Below are 16,470 nucleotides of genomic sequence, written 5' to 3'. Positions count from 1 at the left end.
ACCAATATAACTAAATTACTTCAAAAGTTGATAGGCAATAAGGGCCGCTACATAGGCCATAGCCGTCATATACCCCAATTGTATCATTGGCCATTTCCATCCCTTTGTTTCACGGTAAACAATGGCGATGGTACTCATACATTGCATGGCGAAAGCGTAAAACAACATCAGGGAAATACCGGTAGCAAAGGTATAAACAGGTAGTCCCGTTTTACTGTTCACAGAAGCGGCCATTCTTTCACGTATGGTTTCACTATCTTCATCTCCCCCATCAACACTATAAATGGTGGCCATAGTACCAACAAAGGCCTCACGGGCAGCAAAAGAAGTAATCAAAGCTATACCTATCTTCCAATCATAACCTAAGGGGCGTATAATTGGCTCTACAGCATGTCCGAGCAATCCGACATAAGAGTTTTCCAGCTTTTCCGTTGCGATCAGCGTCTCCACATGTTTGGTATTGGTCTTTGGATCTGCCAAGGCGGCAGCATACTTCTGATCAATTTCTTCAAAGCGGTTTCCCGGTCCAAAAGCAGCCATTACCCAGAGTATAATAGAAATTGCAATGATAACCTTACCAGCTTCAATCACAAAAGTCTTCGACTTTTCATACATGGTGTAGATTACATTCTTCCATCTCGGCGCGCGGTATATCGGCAGTTCCATAATGAAATACGACCTTTCTTTTGTTTTGATGATGAGCTTCATTACCCATGCCACCAAAATGGCAGCTAAAAAACTGATCAGGTACATCACCATCAGAGCCAGTCCCTGTAAATTAATGATCCCAAAAACTGTATCCGCAGGGATGATCAGCGAAATGAGTAAAATATATACCGGAAGTCTGGCAGAACAACTGATCAGCGGTGTAACCATAATGGTGATCATCCGGTCTTTCCAATTTTCTATATTTCTTGCAGCCATAATTGAAGGAACGGCACAAGCCAGTCCACCAATCATAGGAACTACTGATTTACCATTCAGCCCTACCTTACTCATGATCTTATCCATCATAAAAGTTACCCGCGCCATATAGCCCGTATCTTCTAAAATAGAAATAAAAGCAAACAGTATCGCAATTTGAGGAATGAATACAAAGATACCGCCCAGGCCCGCCACCACTCCATCCAAAAGCAGATCAGTTAGCATTCCGGGTGGCAAATGCTCATGTCCAAATCCGGTTACCCACCCAAATCCGTTTTCAATCCATTCCATTGGATAGGTTGCCCAGGCAAATATGGCATTGAAAATCACAAAAAGAATCAGCATGAATGTAGCAAAACCCCATACTTTATGTGTGAGTACGGCATCCAGCCGGTCACTGAAAGAGTTTTTTGGTTTATTGTCCGGTATCTCTATAACCACATCTGTTAAAATATCGCTCAGATGTTTATAACGTGCAATGGTTTCTTCAGCCTGAACTTTCGAGGACTGGAAACCGTTCGACTGTTCTATGTGCTCAATTTCCTCTTGCTCAGCATCATTAAAAAAACTCAAATGCTCATGCTGGTGCAATACCTGTAATGCGAAATAATTGTTGCTGGAACTGAGTGTATGCTTAATGGCGTTTATGGCCTCTGGTGCCAGAAAATTAACATCAAAATCACTTACCTGTGTAGCAATATTCGTATGTTCTATAGCTTTTTTTAAAGCATCGATGCCGATATTGTTCCGGGCAGAAATCGGGACAACCTGAACGCCGAGTTTTACTGCCAATTTATCTATGTTGATCTTTATGCCCTGCTTCTCCGTCAGGTCGATCATATTCAGGGCAAGCACTACTGGTATTCCCAAGTCGGCAACCTGTGAATATAACAGCATATTGCGTTTCAGGTTAGAAGCATCCACAATAAGCACAATCACATCCGGGTAACTCTTTCCTTTTGCATCGGCAAGTACCTGGAATACGATGCGCTCATCGGCACTTTTAGGGTACAAACTATAGGTACCGGGCAAATCGGTAATCTGTACCTGCCTGCCATCGGCCAATCGGGTATAGCCGGTCTTTTTATCAACTGTAACTCCGGGAAAATTTCCTACTTTTTGATTCAATCCTGTCAGGCGATTAAAAAGGGTAGATTTACCTGTATTGGGATTACCAACTAATGCAACTTTAATATCCAAGACCCAGTAATTTTATTGAACAATGATAACAGCAGCCTCAGCTTTACGTAAACAAAGCTGATAACCTGCGACACGGATAGCTATTGGACAGCCTAGCGGCGCAAAGCGCTCAACAGCCACAACTTCACCAGGCAAACAACCCATTTCCATTAATTTTACAGACATTTCCAAATCTGTAAATGCTACTATAGTTCCTTGTTCTCCTGGATTCAGCTGCGAAAGTTTCATCTGTATAGGTTTGTATTAATATGCTATGGGGTGCAATTTAGACTTAATTTATAATAATTCCAAATAAAGACCCTGCCTGAGGGTACTCTGACAGGGTCTTTATTTAGTCATTTTTTATACCGAGTTATTTTTCGGTCAAGATCAGATGCTTAACGTTGGGGATAAGTGCTGTAACGCACCGGCGGGCATTTACAACCGGAATTAAAAATACCGCAACTGCTTATTGTACAAACAAGTACCAGAATCACCAATTTAATTGCTGCTCTTCTCATTGTAATTAGATTTATGCAAGAGTATATAACTGAAAACGCCCATAAAAACACCGATCATATCACAGCCAAAATCCCACCACTCAGCAGAGCGGTAGTTAAAAAATTTCCATTGTAACATTTCTATTCCTGCACCAAGTGCAGCCGTGATCAAGATGATTTTAAAAATGGTTAAAGAACGGAAACTGTAATTGTGCTGGTGCCTGATCTTTCCGTAAAACAGCAATATGGTGAGCACATAAAAAAATCCCATATGGGCAAATTTATCAAAGCCTTCGAAAAAAAAGCCTGTTCCGTTACCTGCAGGCATCCTTATACTGCAAAGTATCACTACCACTATAGCCCAGATCACGGCCCATAGCTGATATTTCAATTGCCCTAAAATGTTCATTTACTAGGCGCCTACAAGAGCTTTGTAAGCATCTGCCGTTAACAGGCCTTCAACCTGCGCTGCATCCGCAACAGCAACCTTTACCATCCAGCCCTGACCATAAGGATCAGTATTTACCAATTCAGGATTATCGTTTAATGCCGCATTGGTTTCCAATACTGTACCAGTAACTGGCATAAACAAATCTGAAACGGTTTTAACAGCTTCAACAGTACCAAATACATCATCCTTAGTTACCTCATCACCTACAGTATTGATATCGATGTATACAATATCGCCAAGCTCGCGTTGTGCAAAATCTGTGATGCCTACATAAGCCTCATTACCTTCAATCCTAACCCACTCGTGGTCTTTTGTGTACTTTAATTCTGATGGAAAATTCATTGTTTTATTTTATTTGTTTTGCAATTCTTTTTTAAGCCGCAGCAGGCCCGCGACCTACCGCACCAAAGGTAATTAAATCTGCTCATTTAAAACAACTCTAATTCAGTGTAATCCTCAGGCTAAAACCAAAATTACTGAACGATGTGTTAAAGGTTTGAGAGGTGTAAGGCTTGGTAACATTCGAATCGTAGAATACCCTGATGTTAAAACGCTGGTTCAGGATGTAATCAACACTAGGTCTCAAAGTAATGTTTTTGGCACCGGATGAAACTTCCGCTTCAATCACATCGGCCCTGTAAATAACTGTTTTGTTATCCCGCACAGCTATATCAAGCTTAAAGTCCATATTGTTATCTGTCTTTAACCCCTTAAACAAACCAAAAGGGAAGCGGAACTTTGTAGTGCGGTAGCCCAGGCCGAAAACCATATTGTTTTCCGACAACTGCGCAAGCTGACTATTGGCCATACTCAAACCCAACAACCTCGTCCGGCCCAGTTCAAAATTAAGCGTCATGTTGTTTTTCAGTCGGGTGTCTACGCCAATCAGCGGAGAAAACTGTTCTGCAATAGTCACCTGGGTATATTGGTAAAAAGGCAGAAAGTTCCCGTTCTCGTCCTTGCTGCTCACAAAGCCATTGGTTTCCCTGTAGCGGATCAGTGAGTTAAAGCCATTAACACTATATACAGAACGATAGGAATGCCGCAGATCAATAGAACTGAAACGATCGGCCAGGAAAGGAATCCTGGTTAATCCCCTATAGTTTAAGCGCCAGTTTGGCAACGGAATTTTTGGTAGGGAGTTCAGGCTAATGGATGAAGCGCTTTTACCGGTATATGCAGCCAGAAATGCAGAAACAATTACGTCCTGCGAGTTCTTGTCATAACCATCAGCATAGCCAGACGGGCCTCGCCCTCCTGAATTCACATTGGTTTCGCCCAGACGTTGCGAGATCACCTGCCTGTTGTCCATAAACTGTCTGAACAGTTTAGAGTAAGTACTGCCCTGCTTCTCAGAAAATGCAGTACCCAGTGAAATGAATGAGACACTGTAATCGCCGGTAGTAAAAGGGCTCAGATTATCAAAATCCCGCTGTGTCTGATCGTACCTGAAATTAGTGGAATAGTTCAGTGTACGGTTTTTATTGGCTGTTAAAGTAATGCTCAAATCTTTGATTGGCTCAACCAAACCCGTTATGCTCAGATCTTCCCTTAAGGTATTGATGTATAGCTGATTTTGTAGGGTGTCCCTGGTAATCCAGCCATTGTTTAAAGCCATTTGCCGAATGTCGCGCTGGCTACCGAAAACAAATCCCAATCCAGGCGCCCCTGTAGCTTCGTCCAAGCCAAAATAACTCACCCTTGGCAGATAGCCTGGCAAAAATGTGCCCTTGGTTTGTGTAAAGGCCGCATTTACATTTTTAACACTTGTCAGTAACCCTACAAAGAATGAGGTTCCTCCCGACACCTGTTTATCGCCAGCACCTCCCGCACGTCTTACAAAACCAAACTTATTGTATAGGCCAGCCAGGTTTAAGGTAGGGTTTACCTGTATCGTACGCGAATTCTGAATGGTATTGCCCAGGTCGATCTGAGGATCCCTTAAGGTTGACAACGGTTCGGTCTGCCAGTTGAAATTGGTACCGTACCGTGTCGCCACTGTTACCCAGTCCATGCCCGGAATTTTGTTCATTGGCAGCGAATAGGTAATGTTCATGTTGTGGTTATAATCAGTGGTCCGGCCCAAACGCTTCAGGTTTTGCCATACTGTGTCTCTTTTCAACCCTTCAATCCTACCTTCCGGTTCGTCTATAATGGAATAGTTGGTGGCATCAAAATCCAGAGTCAGTGATTTGGTCAGATTCCAGGAAATACCGTATACCCGTGTTACCAGGAAATTTTTGTTAAAAGTGGTATTGATCGGGATTGCATTATTAGGGTCGTTGTTCCTCAAGCTGTTTTCTGCATAATAGCGATCAACATCTATCCTGAAATTGATAGCACTTGGCAGGATGCTAAAGTTAAAATCTTTAAGCAGCGCCAGGGTATTTGTTTTAATGATCTTATTAAAAGGCTCAATAGACTTCGGCTGCCCTGAGTAATTGTAAGCCAGCGAGCCCCTGTAAGTTTTTTGTATGTTGTTTTCGTTGATAAAATCGCGGTGCGACAACTTCGTATACGCATAACTTACATTAAAGTTCTCAATGTCCCATAGCTGCGGCTTCTTGTCCGGATTGGTACGTTCCTTCCTTACATTGGTAAAGTTGATGCTGTTCCTGGTGGTATAATCCTGTGCGTATTCCAGGATGGCCTTCTTTTCCGGTTTGGAGGCCTTATCCAATGCATTTTTCAGTTCGATGTCCGGCATCTTAGGGTCATATTGAGGGGTGCTGACCTGGCTCGAATGGCTCACAAACATCGGAATTTTAATACCGCTTTTCTGAGGGAAGAACTTACCCAGCTCCACGCTGGATGAGATATCAAAAAACACATTATCTGCCCTGTTCCGCTCACTAACTCTTGTTTCCAATGCACCAAAACCAATGGTCGATTTACTTCCCGACACATTAACATCCGCAAAATCCGCCAGCTTGGCGTTCATCCTTGCAGTTGCCGCCCAGCCGCCACGTTCATCAAATTCCGTCAGCCGCATTTCGTTGAACCATACCTGTGCATTTTTATCCAGCCCATCATCTCCTGCAGGATTAGCACCGTTACGGTAAGGATTCATCACACCAAGCATGTAAACCCTTACTTTACTCATATCGGGCTGCCCCTTCACAATAATCGTCTTTCCGTCAACCACATAAGTAAAAGGCTTACTGATGTTCCATGGCAGTCCATCACTATCCAGGGCATTGTTACGGGCAATCTTTGCCTTCTGAAATAACTCCAGCTGAATGTCCAGTTTATTCTGATCGGGCCAGATAGAATACGGATCACTCGTACCCGGACGGGTAACCTTTAGTGGTTGTGAATATTCGTAATAGTTGTCCTGATTATCCGTCCCTATCCGCAAAAAGGCACTCAGCTCGTTATCGTTGATCGGCGAGTTACCCAATGCCTCCAGGTGAATGTACATCTCCAGATGTTTATACGACCTGAAATCGTTAAGTGCAGTTTTAAATGCCGCCCTTCCATAACCATCTCTCAGGTTCTTGATGGTTACCGCAAGTGATTGTTCGTTCTGACGGGTATCGCCCCTGTAATTGCTGAAATCACGTTCCCTTTCTATTCCCGGCGGTATCACGTAAGGGATAGGGGTACGCTTGCCGTTCTCTTCAATGTTTACTGTAGAAATTTCTATAGTCGAATTATCTGGTCCGGCATTCTGCAAGGCGGGGTCAAGGATGATTTGCGAAGCTTCGTTCTTTGCGTTATACTGCCTCCACTCACCCCTAACCAACTGTATCTTTCCGAACCGCAGAACAGCAGTATCGGCAAAATTGGTCATAAACATCCGCACAAAACGGATAGATTTGAAGTCCTGAATATTTCCAACTCTTTGCGTGTGCTGTGCCAGTGGAATCCGGATCTGGTACCAGGTTACAGCTTGCGTCTGCCCGTTTGCCAATTTAACCTGCGAAGTGATCTTATCAGTTACAAAGTTCTGTCCAACCATCAGATCACCCGGACGCATGGAAACTTTATACTCAAAATATTCATCACTCTGGGTCATGTTGTTGTCCCTGTTGATGTCTTCTCCATCGGGTAGAGAAGTGGAAGCAGAGTTGTCTACACCAAAATCTTCCTGCGACTGTTGTGCGGTTTTGGAATTGCCTTCCGGCCCGTTGTACCGCTGATACCTTTTCAATATGCCTGCATTTGCCTGATCGAGCGCCCTACCCCTGAAATAAACATAATCATCCGATGAAGGGTCGTTGTCAAGCTCTGCTGCCGCGTCCGGGTTCAGCTGCGCCTTGATCTGATTGATCAGATTGGCAAATTTTGTTTTCTCGTCTGTATTCGACAAACCGTCCAGACCAACATCCTGCACCTTCCTTGCAGCAGGGTCGTTGTCAAAAGCCTGTACCACCGGTTGCAGCTTTGGCACCCTACCCCAGTTGGTCTCATCATACTTGGATGGGTCGCCATCAGCTGGCAATCCGTTCTCAAGGGATTTCCGACCATCTTTCAGGATGTCTTCAGAGATGTTACCCAAATTAAAATACAGATCGCCCCCGGCCGAGTTGGGTTTATAAATAAAGGGGTCCATTACCCAAAGCTCAATATATTCAATGTTCAGTGCTTCAAAATCATTGGTTTCTATCCTCCTGAACAAACCGCCCCAACGCGAGCGCGGATTGGTAAGCGTACCATTTGCGTTAAAACCGGTAGTGGTATAGTTGTAAGGCCCGCGGAGTGTGGGGTAAAAAGCAACGTCGAGCGTGGGTAGGGTAATGGCTTGTCCTGTACTGGTTTCTTTAAAAGGAAAAACTTCCTGCTCAATAATTTCACGGACATAGTGATTGGAAAGCTCGTTCCGGTTGTTTCTCAGGTTATCCGGGATATTTCCTGTGCTCCTGTTGTAGAAAAGAGGATCAATATTATAAAAGGCTATTCTCGCCCTGTTGAAACCATAGCTCAGGTCGTCTATCCTGCTGGCCTCGGGAAAAAGCTGTGGTGTTCCTGACAACTGCCAGGCTACCGCACTCTTCAGGTCTATCACCGAACGTGAAGCTTCAAAATCATCCAGATAACTCACTCCGCCCTTCTTACCGCCAAAATTCAACGCGCTGGGATGCCCGGGTATCAACTGTGCAAATTCCCCGGCAAACGTAATACTGGAAGGCGCCTTGGTTGAGATCAGGGGTAATTTATCTACCAGCTTGGTCAGAAACCTTGAAGGCGAACTGTAGTTCATATCCAACCCCCACATGGTATTCGAAATCGGCTCCTCGCCAATGTTCACTTTAGCCGTCAAGGGCTTTTCCGTCAGGTTCATCAGGGTACCGCCCAGGTTCAGCTTGTTGTTCACCTTATAATCCAGCCTTGTCCCGAACAATGAACGTTGCTGCAATCCGAAAAGCTCGTTGTTTTCTGTAGATATCCGGATAGGCTGACCCGAACTCAGTAAAGCCGGATTAATGATCCTGACCCTTCCTCCCTGGTAATCTACCGTGAAATCTACCCCTTCCTGCAATGGGATCGTCCCGGCAAAAACCTTTACCGAGCCTTCCGGGACGTTAATGGCATTTAAACTGAACTCCGAGGCAATTTCCGACTGATATGCCCCCTTGATCACATACCTGTTCCTGTTGCTGAACAGCTGCTGGGCAATCACCTTTGTCGAATCATACAATGCGGTAAAGGTATATTTATCGATCAATGCCTGCTCTGTAGGCAAAAACTGGTCGGCAAGATCCTTTCCAAACGGCTCTATCAGCGGAAAAATAATTCTTCCGTTCAGCGGATCTATGGTGATATAGCCATTTACGGTGTTCAGCGAGAAATTCAGCTGTGTATTGCTATTGTTTGTACCTCCCGGGTTAGGGCTGTTAAAAATTGGGGTCTGCCCATTGTTTGCCGGAGTGCCAAACGGCCGGTTCTCTGTTTCAAAATCAAAAACCCCATCGGGCTTACGTTCCTTTTGCTGGTTCAGCCGGTCAAGTCCTGTCACCTGTATCCATTGCTTTCCGTTCAGGGGCCTGCGGTCTGCATCCAGCTTTTCGCCCTCCTGTATCAAGGGCTTTTCCACACCAGTCCGTTCATCGATCCTGAATATGTCCAGTTTAAAGTTTTGCTGACTGATCTGATAGCCCCCAATAGAATAAATATTTTTCATCATCAGGTCCCAGGTAGGCAGGCTGGTCTTGATTACATCATTTTTCAGCAACTTGGTATACAAAACTTTTGGTGTTCCCGGGTCAAATGGAACATCGGTAGAGAATTCCCCCACCTGGTATTCCACCCCGTTAAAAGTATACCTGTAGGCAACTGCCAGTACCTCGTCTGAGTTTAGTGCATTGTTCAGGGAGATGTAACCCAGTTGCGGATGGAAATAATATTCCCTGTCGGTCAGCTTTCTGGCGTAGGTAAGCTTGGCATAGTTGTCTGTGCCGCCTGTTGGCGCAAAATAAGAAATGATCTCATTGGAATTGGTCAGCCTCGAATTCGCGGGGATTTTACTCAAAAGGTCGTTAGAACTCCTGGGAAACTGAGGATTTGTAAAAGCCGATGGAAGTACCGAGGCCCCGCCGGCAATGCCGCTGTTGTATGGCTGGTTTTCGGCCATGTCAAGAAAAGCGAGTACATCCCTTGAATCCTGGGTATTGCCCGACTTATTGGTAATCCAGACCTCCATTTTGGTAATCTGCACACCAGACGTAATGGTTGGCGCATTCAGCTGCGATTTATTGTAATTGTCCCTGAAATATCTCGCCAGGAAAAAGTGTTTGTTGGCCTCATAGTTATCGGCATTCAGCCTGAACTCATTTTGTTGCGCCCCGTTATTGATCTGGATCTGCCTGGATTGCGATTTCTGTTGGGTAAATACTGTGGCCACGTTTAACTTGCCAAACTTGAGTTGGGTTTTTACCCCGAATAAGGCCTGGGTACCATTAATGAGTGTGGTATTTAAAGGTAAGCTTACATTACCTGCCTCAATTTTCTGAATAATATCGTCTTCACCACCAGTATAATCCAGCTTTACCTGGTTTTCAAAATCAAACTGAGCTTCTGTATTGTAGTTCATGTTGATTTTCAGCTTGGTACCGATATTACCAATCACATCCATCTGAATACGCTGGTTAAAATCAAAATTTCCCTGCACACGCTGGCGCTCATTAAACAAGGGGTTTTCGTTCTTATTAATGCGGCCTAAGAATGTAAGTTCAGCCTCGCCCCGGGGCTGTATGTCTATGGTAGTCCCCCCGAAAATCTTTTCAAAGGCCCTGCTGTTTATCTTAAGACTTGGAATGATACCTGTTCTCCGTACATCGTTAACTTCCTGGTCAGACAGTGTCCGCCAGTTTTCTCGCTTGATCTCGCTGTTTATCAGGCGCATGTATTCATCTACGGTAAGGTATTGAACCGGCCCAAAAGGCTTATCTCCCAGCAGTTCCTGGATGATGTATCTTTTATTTAAAGCGTCGTATTCAACTTTTCGGTGTAAATTGTCGGGTAAGGGGTAAAAAGGAGTTGTTAAAGACCTGATTCCAAGTCTTTTCTTCTCCTTCAGGCCGAAGGAATTTCTTGCGGTGTCCTGCCTGGACTTTTGCGGTGTAACCTGCGAAAAAGCCTGTTGTCCGCCAAAAGTAACCATCAGGAAGAGAAATAGCGTTAATAAGTTTTTCAAGGGCAATTTCTATAAATTCTTCAATGCTATTTTTATCATTTGTTCAACAGACAAATCTTGCCCACCTACTTTCACCGCATTGTCTATTGCCTTTTCAGAAGCAGGTTTCGCAAAGCCAAGCATCATCAATGCCGACAGCGCCTCTTCTTTTACTGTATTGTTTAATGGAGCAGCCATCAATGAGCCTGATCCTTCTTTTTTCAATTTGTCCTGCAGCTCTAAAACCAGGCGCTGCGCAGATTTTGCACCAATCCCTTTAATCCGCTGGATCAATGCAAGGTCCGCATTCACTATTGCCGTCTGAATTTCAGCCGGAGTGATCGAGGAGAGCATCATTCTCCCTGTATTCGGACCAATACCGGAAACAGAGATGAGGTGTAAAAAAAGCCTGCGCTCACCCTCGTCAGCAAAGCCATAAAGGGTGTGCGCATCTTCTTTTACATGCAACCAGGTATAAACCTTACACCTTTCGGTATCTGCCAGGTTACTATAAGTATTTAAAGATATATTCAAATGGTAGCCAACACCACCCGCCTCAACAACGATATACGTAGGGCATTTAAAAGCTAGCTTGCCATCAATATACTCAAACATATTCTATTTCTTAGCTGTTCTTTTTAAAAATCCGCCTTTTTTAGGGTATGCCTCCTGTTCTTTTCCCTGAACATCCAGTACTGCTAAGGTAACCATATTTACAATTTCCCTAACTGAACTTCCAAGTTGAACAATATGAACAGGCTTGTTTAAGCCCAGCAAAATAGGCCCTATAGCCTCTGCTTCACCCAATTCCTGTAAAAGCTTATAAGCAATATTACCTGATTCCAGGTTGGGGAAGATCAATGTGTTTGCCGGTCCGTCTACCAGTCTGCTGAACGGAAAATTGTCTCTCAACAAGGCATTGTTAATTGCAAAATTACCCTGCATTTCTCCGTCAACCATCACCTCAGGATGTTTTTCATGCAATATTTTTACTGCCTTTCTTACCTTCTCCGGAACAACGCCCTGGTTAGAGCCAAAGTTGGAATAAGACAACAGTGCTACACGCGGATGAATATTGAATTTACTTACCGATTGCGCAACGAGCAACGTAAGGTCTACCAGTTCCTCTGCCGTAGGGTCAACATTTACTGTAGTATCCCCAAAAAACACAGGTCCTTTTTTGGTCATCATCATGTACATCCCTGCCACCCTGTTAACACCAGGAGCAGTACCAATTACCTGCAAAGCAGGTTTAATGGTCGATACGTAATTTCTGGTCAGACCAGAAATCATGGCATCCGCCTCACCAAACTCTACCATAGATGCACCAAAGTAATTTCTATCGCGCATCAGTTTAGTTGCCTCAAACAGTGTCAGTCCGCGGCGCTGTCTTTTTTCGTAAAGTGCCTGTCCATATTTCTGCATCAGCTGGGGCTCTTTAAAAGTGTCAATGATCGTCACACCTTCCAGATCCAGCGCGCTTTCTTCAATGATCCTTTCAATAACTTCCTTATTACCCAATAAAATAGGAATGGCAATGTTCTCGTCTTTTACGATCTGCGCTGCCTTTAATATCTTATAATGATCTGCTTCGGCAAAAACCACGCGCTTAGGATCAGATTTCGCCTTATTGGTAATTGCACGCATAATGGCATCGTCCATTCCCAGGCGGTGCTTCAGTTCCTCTTCGTAAGCATCCCAGTCAGTAATCACTTTCCTGGCCACTCCCGATTCGATTGCTGCTTTAGCAACAGCGGCCGAAACATTGGTCATCAGCCTTAAGTCCATTGGCTTCGGGATGATGTATTCTTTACCAAATTTGATATTCTTTTCATTATAGGCCATATTTACTGCCTCGGGAACAGATTTCTTGGCCAGTTCGGCAATTGCTCTTACTGCTGCGATCTTCATTTCCTCATTTATAGCGGTGGCCCTCACATCAAGCGCTCCTCTGAAAATATAGGGGAAACCCAACACATTGTTTACCTGGTTAGGATAATCAGAACGGCCGGTAGCCATAATGATGTCCTTACGGGATTTAATGGCCAGTTCATAAGCAATTTCCGGATTTGGGTTAGCCATGGCAAATACAATAGGGTTTTTAGCCATAGACTTCAGCATCTCCTCTGTCACACAATCTGCAGACGACAATCCGATAAATACATCAGAATCTTTCATTGCCTCTTCCAGTGTATCCAGTTTCCTGGACGTGGCAAACTCGGCTTTGATTTCGTCCAGGTTCTCCCGGTCATTCCTGATCACGCCTGCTCTGTCGCACATCACAATATTTTCTTTTTTGGCACCTAAGGAAACGTATAAACGTGAGCAGGAAATAGCCGCCGCACCTGCACCGTTTACTACGATCTTTATTTTGTCCATTTTCTTTTTCTGCAGTTCGCAGGCATTTAACAATGCAGCAGCAGAAATAATGGCTGTACCATGCTGGTCGTCGTGCATCACCGGAATATTCATTTCCGCTTTTAACCTGCGTTCAATTTCAAAACACTCAGGTGCCTTGATATCTTCCAGGTTTACCCCGCCAAAAGTAGGTTCAAGGGCTTTTACGATCTTAACAAACTCGTCCACATTTGTGGTATCCAGCTCCAGATCAAAAACATCAATATCAGCAAATATTTTAAACAAAAGGCCCTTTCCTTCCATTACAGGTTTACCTGCCTCCGGACCAATGTTACCTAAACCCAAAACTGCGGTACCATTGCTTATTACTGCTACAAGATTTCCTTTGGCAGTATATTTATAAACGTCTTCTGTATTTTCGGCTATCTTTAAACAAGGTTCTGCAACTCCAGGTGAATACGCAAGTGCCAGATCTCTTTGAGAATTTGTTGGCTTGGTTGGTATAACCTGAATTTTTCCGGGCCGCCCTTGCGAGTGGTAGTCCAGTGCATCTTGTTTTCTATTAATCTTACTCATAAAATGATCCTATGTAAGGGGCCAAAGTTACAATTCTTTTGATAAGCCATAAATAAAAAAACGCACATAAATTTAATCCGGAAAAAGAGCAGCAGAACCTGAGGCTAACCTTTAAAAGGTTTTGCAGCGTGCCTGCTTTCGGCATTATTGAATATCTTTAGGCGCTGGCCTGGTACAATAGAAGAACTCTTCAGGTTATTCCATACTTTCAGATCCTGCACTTCCACATGATACTTATCAGCTATAACACTTAGATTTTGCCCCTGCAGCACTTTATGGTATACCACAGCAGGCTTCGCCGCACTGGCACTTCTGGCTTTACGCTTCACTCTTCCATCGTTGGAAGCCAGGATGACATGTCTGTCTAAATCTGCTTCCGTCTCGTTCAGCAGCTCATAAATCCGGGTAAAACTGGCCAGGTTTACTTTCGGTAAAATTACCCGTTTGGGCGCATCTTCAGTCCCGTTCACAATCTTCTTCTTATAAGATGGGTTCAGATTCAGTAATTCCTCTGTCTCAACATTCATGGCCTCGGCCAATGAAGTCAAAGAAACAAAGCGGCTTACCTGGATGGTATCGGTATTTTTTAACAATGCGGGTTTCTGGGTTTTAATCTGGTGATTGCCCGAGTAGTTCATTACATAGACCGCAGCAATAAAAGCTGGCACGTAATTGCGCGTTTCCATAGGTAAAAAGCGCCTGATCTCCCAGAAATCCCTGGAGTCTGCTTTTGCAATGGCCTTATTTACATTCCCCATACCGCAGTTATAGGCGGCAATGGCCAGCAGCCAGTCGCCCAGCTCTTCATAAGCATCCCTAAAATAGGCAGCAGCAGCATAACTGGCCTGAATAGGATCCTTACGCTCATCTACAAAGTTGTCCATGTTTAAGCCATAGCCTTTTGCCGTAGCAAACATGAACTGCCACAATCCGGTAGCGCCAACTCTCGATACCGCATGCGGGTTCATAGAAGATTCAATAATAGGAAGGTATTTGATCTCCTCCGGAATATTATAGCTTTTTAATGCTTTTTCGAAAATTGGGAAATAATAGCCGGATAATCCAAGCATCTTTCCCATCATATCCTTACGTCCGGCATAAATGTCAATGTACTTTTGTACAAATTCATTGTAGCTGAGCGGCACCGTTTTTTCTATGGAGTCCAGCCTGGCTTTGTAAATATAGTTATGATTATAGAAAACAGTCTCATCCACCATCGGTACATAGGTGGTATCGGTTAAATTAAGACTCCGTATTTGTGCTGTTGCAGAAAGACAGCTCAGGATTAACATGCAATAAGATACACAACGTACTACTAGTTTCATAGGCACATCATTAGTTTTTTTAATGTTTATGTTCTGTCACAGGCATTTGGTGGTGCAAAGGCTTATGGTTTGGTTTAATGGTTAATCAATTGCCTGGCATTTAAAAAAGTGTGGGATAAGGACAATAGCTCCTGTTCCGCGAAATGTCTGGCCATTAACTGTACACTTAACGGTAAACCGTTGGTATTATTGCCCAAAGGAATAGCAATTGCCGGAATTCCCGTCAATGAGGCCAATACAGTAAATATATCCGCCATATACATGACCAGCGGGTCATCAATATTTTCTCCTATATTAAAAGCTGGCGTCGGGGTCACCGGACTGATGATAACGTCAAAATGGTTGAGCATTTCCTCCATCTTTTCCCTGATCAGGCGCCTCACCTGCTGTGCTTTCTGATAATAAGCATCGTAGTAACCCGCACTCAGCACAAAAGTTCCCAATAAGATCCTTCTTTTTACTTCTTCACCAAAACCTTCTGCCCTCGACAATTTGTAGAGTTCATCTAAACTTCCAGCTTCCAGGTTACGGTGCCCGTAATGTACTCCATCATAACGTGATAAATTGGATGAAGCCTCTGCAGTCGTCAGCACGTAATAGGCAGGCACCAGGTAATCCAGTAAATCAAAAGACACATATTCTACGGTATGTCCCTGTGCTTTAAATTCGTCTATCGCTTCAAGTATGCTATTTTTGATGTCGGCATCCAGGGCGCTGCTTTCCAGCGTCTCCTTTAAAACTGCAATTTTCTTAGGCTCCTGCGCTCCCCGCGTGCCGGCGTCCTCCAAAGCCTTATGATATGCACCAACAGGCAATCTGGAGACTGTACTATCGTAGGCATCGGCCCCCGCCAATACTTCCAGCAAAATGGCTGCGTCAGCAACTGAAGAAGTTATGGTCCCGACCTGGTCAAAAGACGAGGCATAGGCGATCACACCGTATCTTGAAATCCGGCCATAGGTCGGTTTCAAACCTATACAGCCACAAAAAGCCGCAGGCTGTCTTACCGAACCTCCGGTATCCGTTCCCAATGCTGACAGGCATAAATCTGCCTGAACAGCAACCGCCGAACCACCCGAAGAGCCTCCGGCAACCTTTCCATGGTTTGCGGCATTTTTTACCGGGCCATAATAAGAAGTTTCATTGGAACCGCCCATGGCGAACTCATCACAGTTTAACCGGCCTATGATGACTGCATCCTCTGCAATCAGCCGCTCAACCACGGTTGCGGAATAGGGGGAAACAAAGCCCTCCAGCATTTTTGAAGAAGCACTTACCTTATGGTCCTGGTAACAGATGTTATCTTTGATACCGATAACCATTCCGGCAAGTTTGCCCTGCATACCTTTATCTATCTTCTCCTGCACAAGCTTCGCCTGGCTGGCCGCAGAATAAAAAAACACCTCATTAAACGCATTGAGGTGTTGATGTTCTTCTATTTGCTTAAAATAATAGTCTAATAACCCGGGCACGCTGAGCTTTTTTTGCTCAATAAGGGTTTGTATCTCTGCTAAGGAGCTATACTTCTTCAAAATAAAGAAT

At 44.2% G+C, this 16,470-nt stretch carries 9 protein-coding genes; all 9 read right to left on the bottom strand.

Translation table 11 applies throughout. The features are described from left to right. Positions 1-15 precede the first annotated feature (15 nt). On the bottom strand, positions 16-2,124 hold the full coding sequence (feoB, locus tag B9A91_RS13260; RefSeq protein WP_084239281.1) for a ferrous iron transport protein B: 2,109 nt from the start codon (positions 2,122-2,124) through the stop codon (positions 16-18). A 12-nt stretch (positions 2,125-2,136) separates the two neighbouring features. Then, positions 2,137-2,352, bottom strand: coding sequence for a FeoA family protein (locus B9A91_RS13255; protein WP_084239279.1), 216 nt, complete (start codon positions 2,350-2,352; stop codon positions 2,137-2,139). A gap of 252 nt (positions 2,353-2,604) precedes the next feature. Beyond that, positions 2,605-3,012: a VanZ family protein gene (locus tag B9A91_RS13250; protein ID WP_084239277.1), complete on the bottom strand. Its 408-nt coding sequence runs from the start codon at positions 3,010-3,012 to the stop codon at positions 2,605-2,607. 3 nt (positions 3,013-3,015) lie between these two features. Further along, the gene (gcvH, locus tag B9A91_RS13245; protein ID WP_084239275.1) at positions 3,016-3,396 is read right to left on the bottom strand and encodes a glycine cleavage system protein GcvH; all 381 of its coding nucleotides are present in this window, start codon (positions 3,394-3,396) and stop codon (positions 3,016-3,018) included. A 97-nt stretch (positions 3,397-3,493) separates the two neighbouring features. Then, positions 3,494-10,696: a T9SS outer membrane translocon Sov/SprA gene (gene sov / locus B9A91_RS13240; RefSeq protein ID WP_084239273.1), complete on the bottom strand. Its 7,203-nt coding sequence runs from the start codon at positions 10,694-10,696 to the stop codon at positions 3,494-3,496. A 3-nt stretch (positions 10,697-10,699) separates the two neighbouring features. After that, positions 10,700-11,284, bottom strand: a complete 585-nt coding sequence (ruvA, locus tag B9A91_RS13235; RefSeq protein ID WP_084239271.1) for a Holliday junction branch migration protein RuvA — start codon at positions 11,282-11,284, stop codon at positions 10,700-10,702. Between the two features lie 3 nt (positions 11,285-11,287). Beyond that, on the bottom strand, positions 11,288-13,603 hold the full coding sequence (locus B9A91_RS13230; RefSeq protein ID WP_084239269.1) for an NADP-dependent malic enzyme: 2,316 nt from the start codon (positions 13,601-13,603) through the stop codon (positions 11,288-11,290). A gap of 104 nt (positions 13,604-13,707) precedes the next feature. Then, entirely contained in the window at positions 13,708-14,928 is a 1,221-nt protein-coding gene (locus B9A91_RS13225; RefSeq protein ID WP_084239267.1) for a lytic transglycosylase domain-containing protein, read from the bottom strand. Positions 14,929-15,002: 74 nt separating this feature from the next. Next, complete coding sequence (gene gatA, locus B9A91_RS13220; protein WP_084239265.1) at positions 15,003-16,460, bottom strand: Asp-tRNA(Asn)/Glu-tRNA(Gln) amidotransferase subunit GatA; 1,458 nt, start codon at positions 16,458-16,460, stop codon at positions 15,003-15,005. Between the last annotated feature and the right edge of the window lie 10 nt (positions 16,461-16,470).

Source organism: Pedobacter africanus (genome assembly GCF_900176535.1).
In the GTDB taxonomy this organism is placed as follows: Bacteria; Bacteroidota; Bacteroidia; order Sphingobacteriales; family Sphingobacteriaceae; genus Pedobacter; species Pedobacter africanus.
This window is presented reverse-complemented; position numbering and strand designations above follow the sequence as displayed.

Coding starts and splice junctions, on each gene's coding strand:
- B9A91_RS13255 (WP_084239279.1), bottom strand. CDS start 2,352: ATGAAACTTTCGCAGCTGAATCCAGGAGAACAAGGAACTATAGTAGCA.
- B9A91_RS13250 (WP_084239277.1), bottom strand. CDS start 3,012: ATGAACATTTTAGGGCAATTGAAATATCAGCTATGGGCCGTGATCTGG.
- gcvH (WP_084239275.1), bottom strand. CDS start 3,396: ATGAATTTTCCATCAGAATTAAAGTACACAAAAGACCACGAGTGGGTT.
- ruvA (WP_084239271.1), bottom strand. CDS start 11,284: ATGTTTGAGTATATTGATGGCAAGCTAGCTTTTAAATGCCCTACGTAT.
- B9A91_RS13230 (WP_084239269.1), bottom strand. CDS start 13,603: ATGAGTAAGATTAATAGAAAACAAGATGCACTGGACTACCACTCGCAA.
- B9A91_RS13225 (WP_084239267.1), bottom strand. CDS start 14,928: ATGAAACTAGTAGTACGTTGTGTATCTTATTGCATGTTAATCCTGAGC.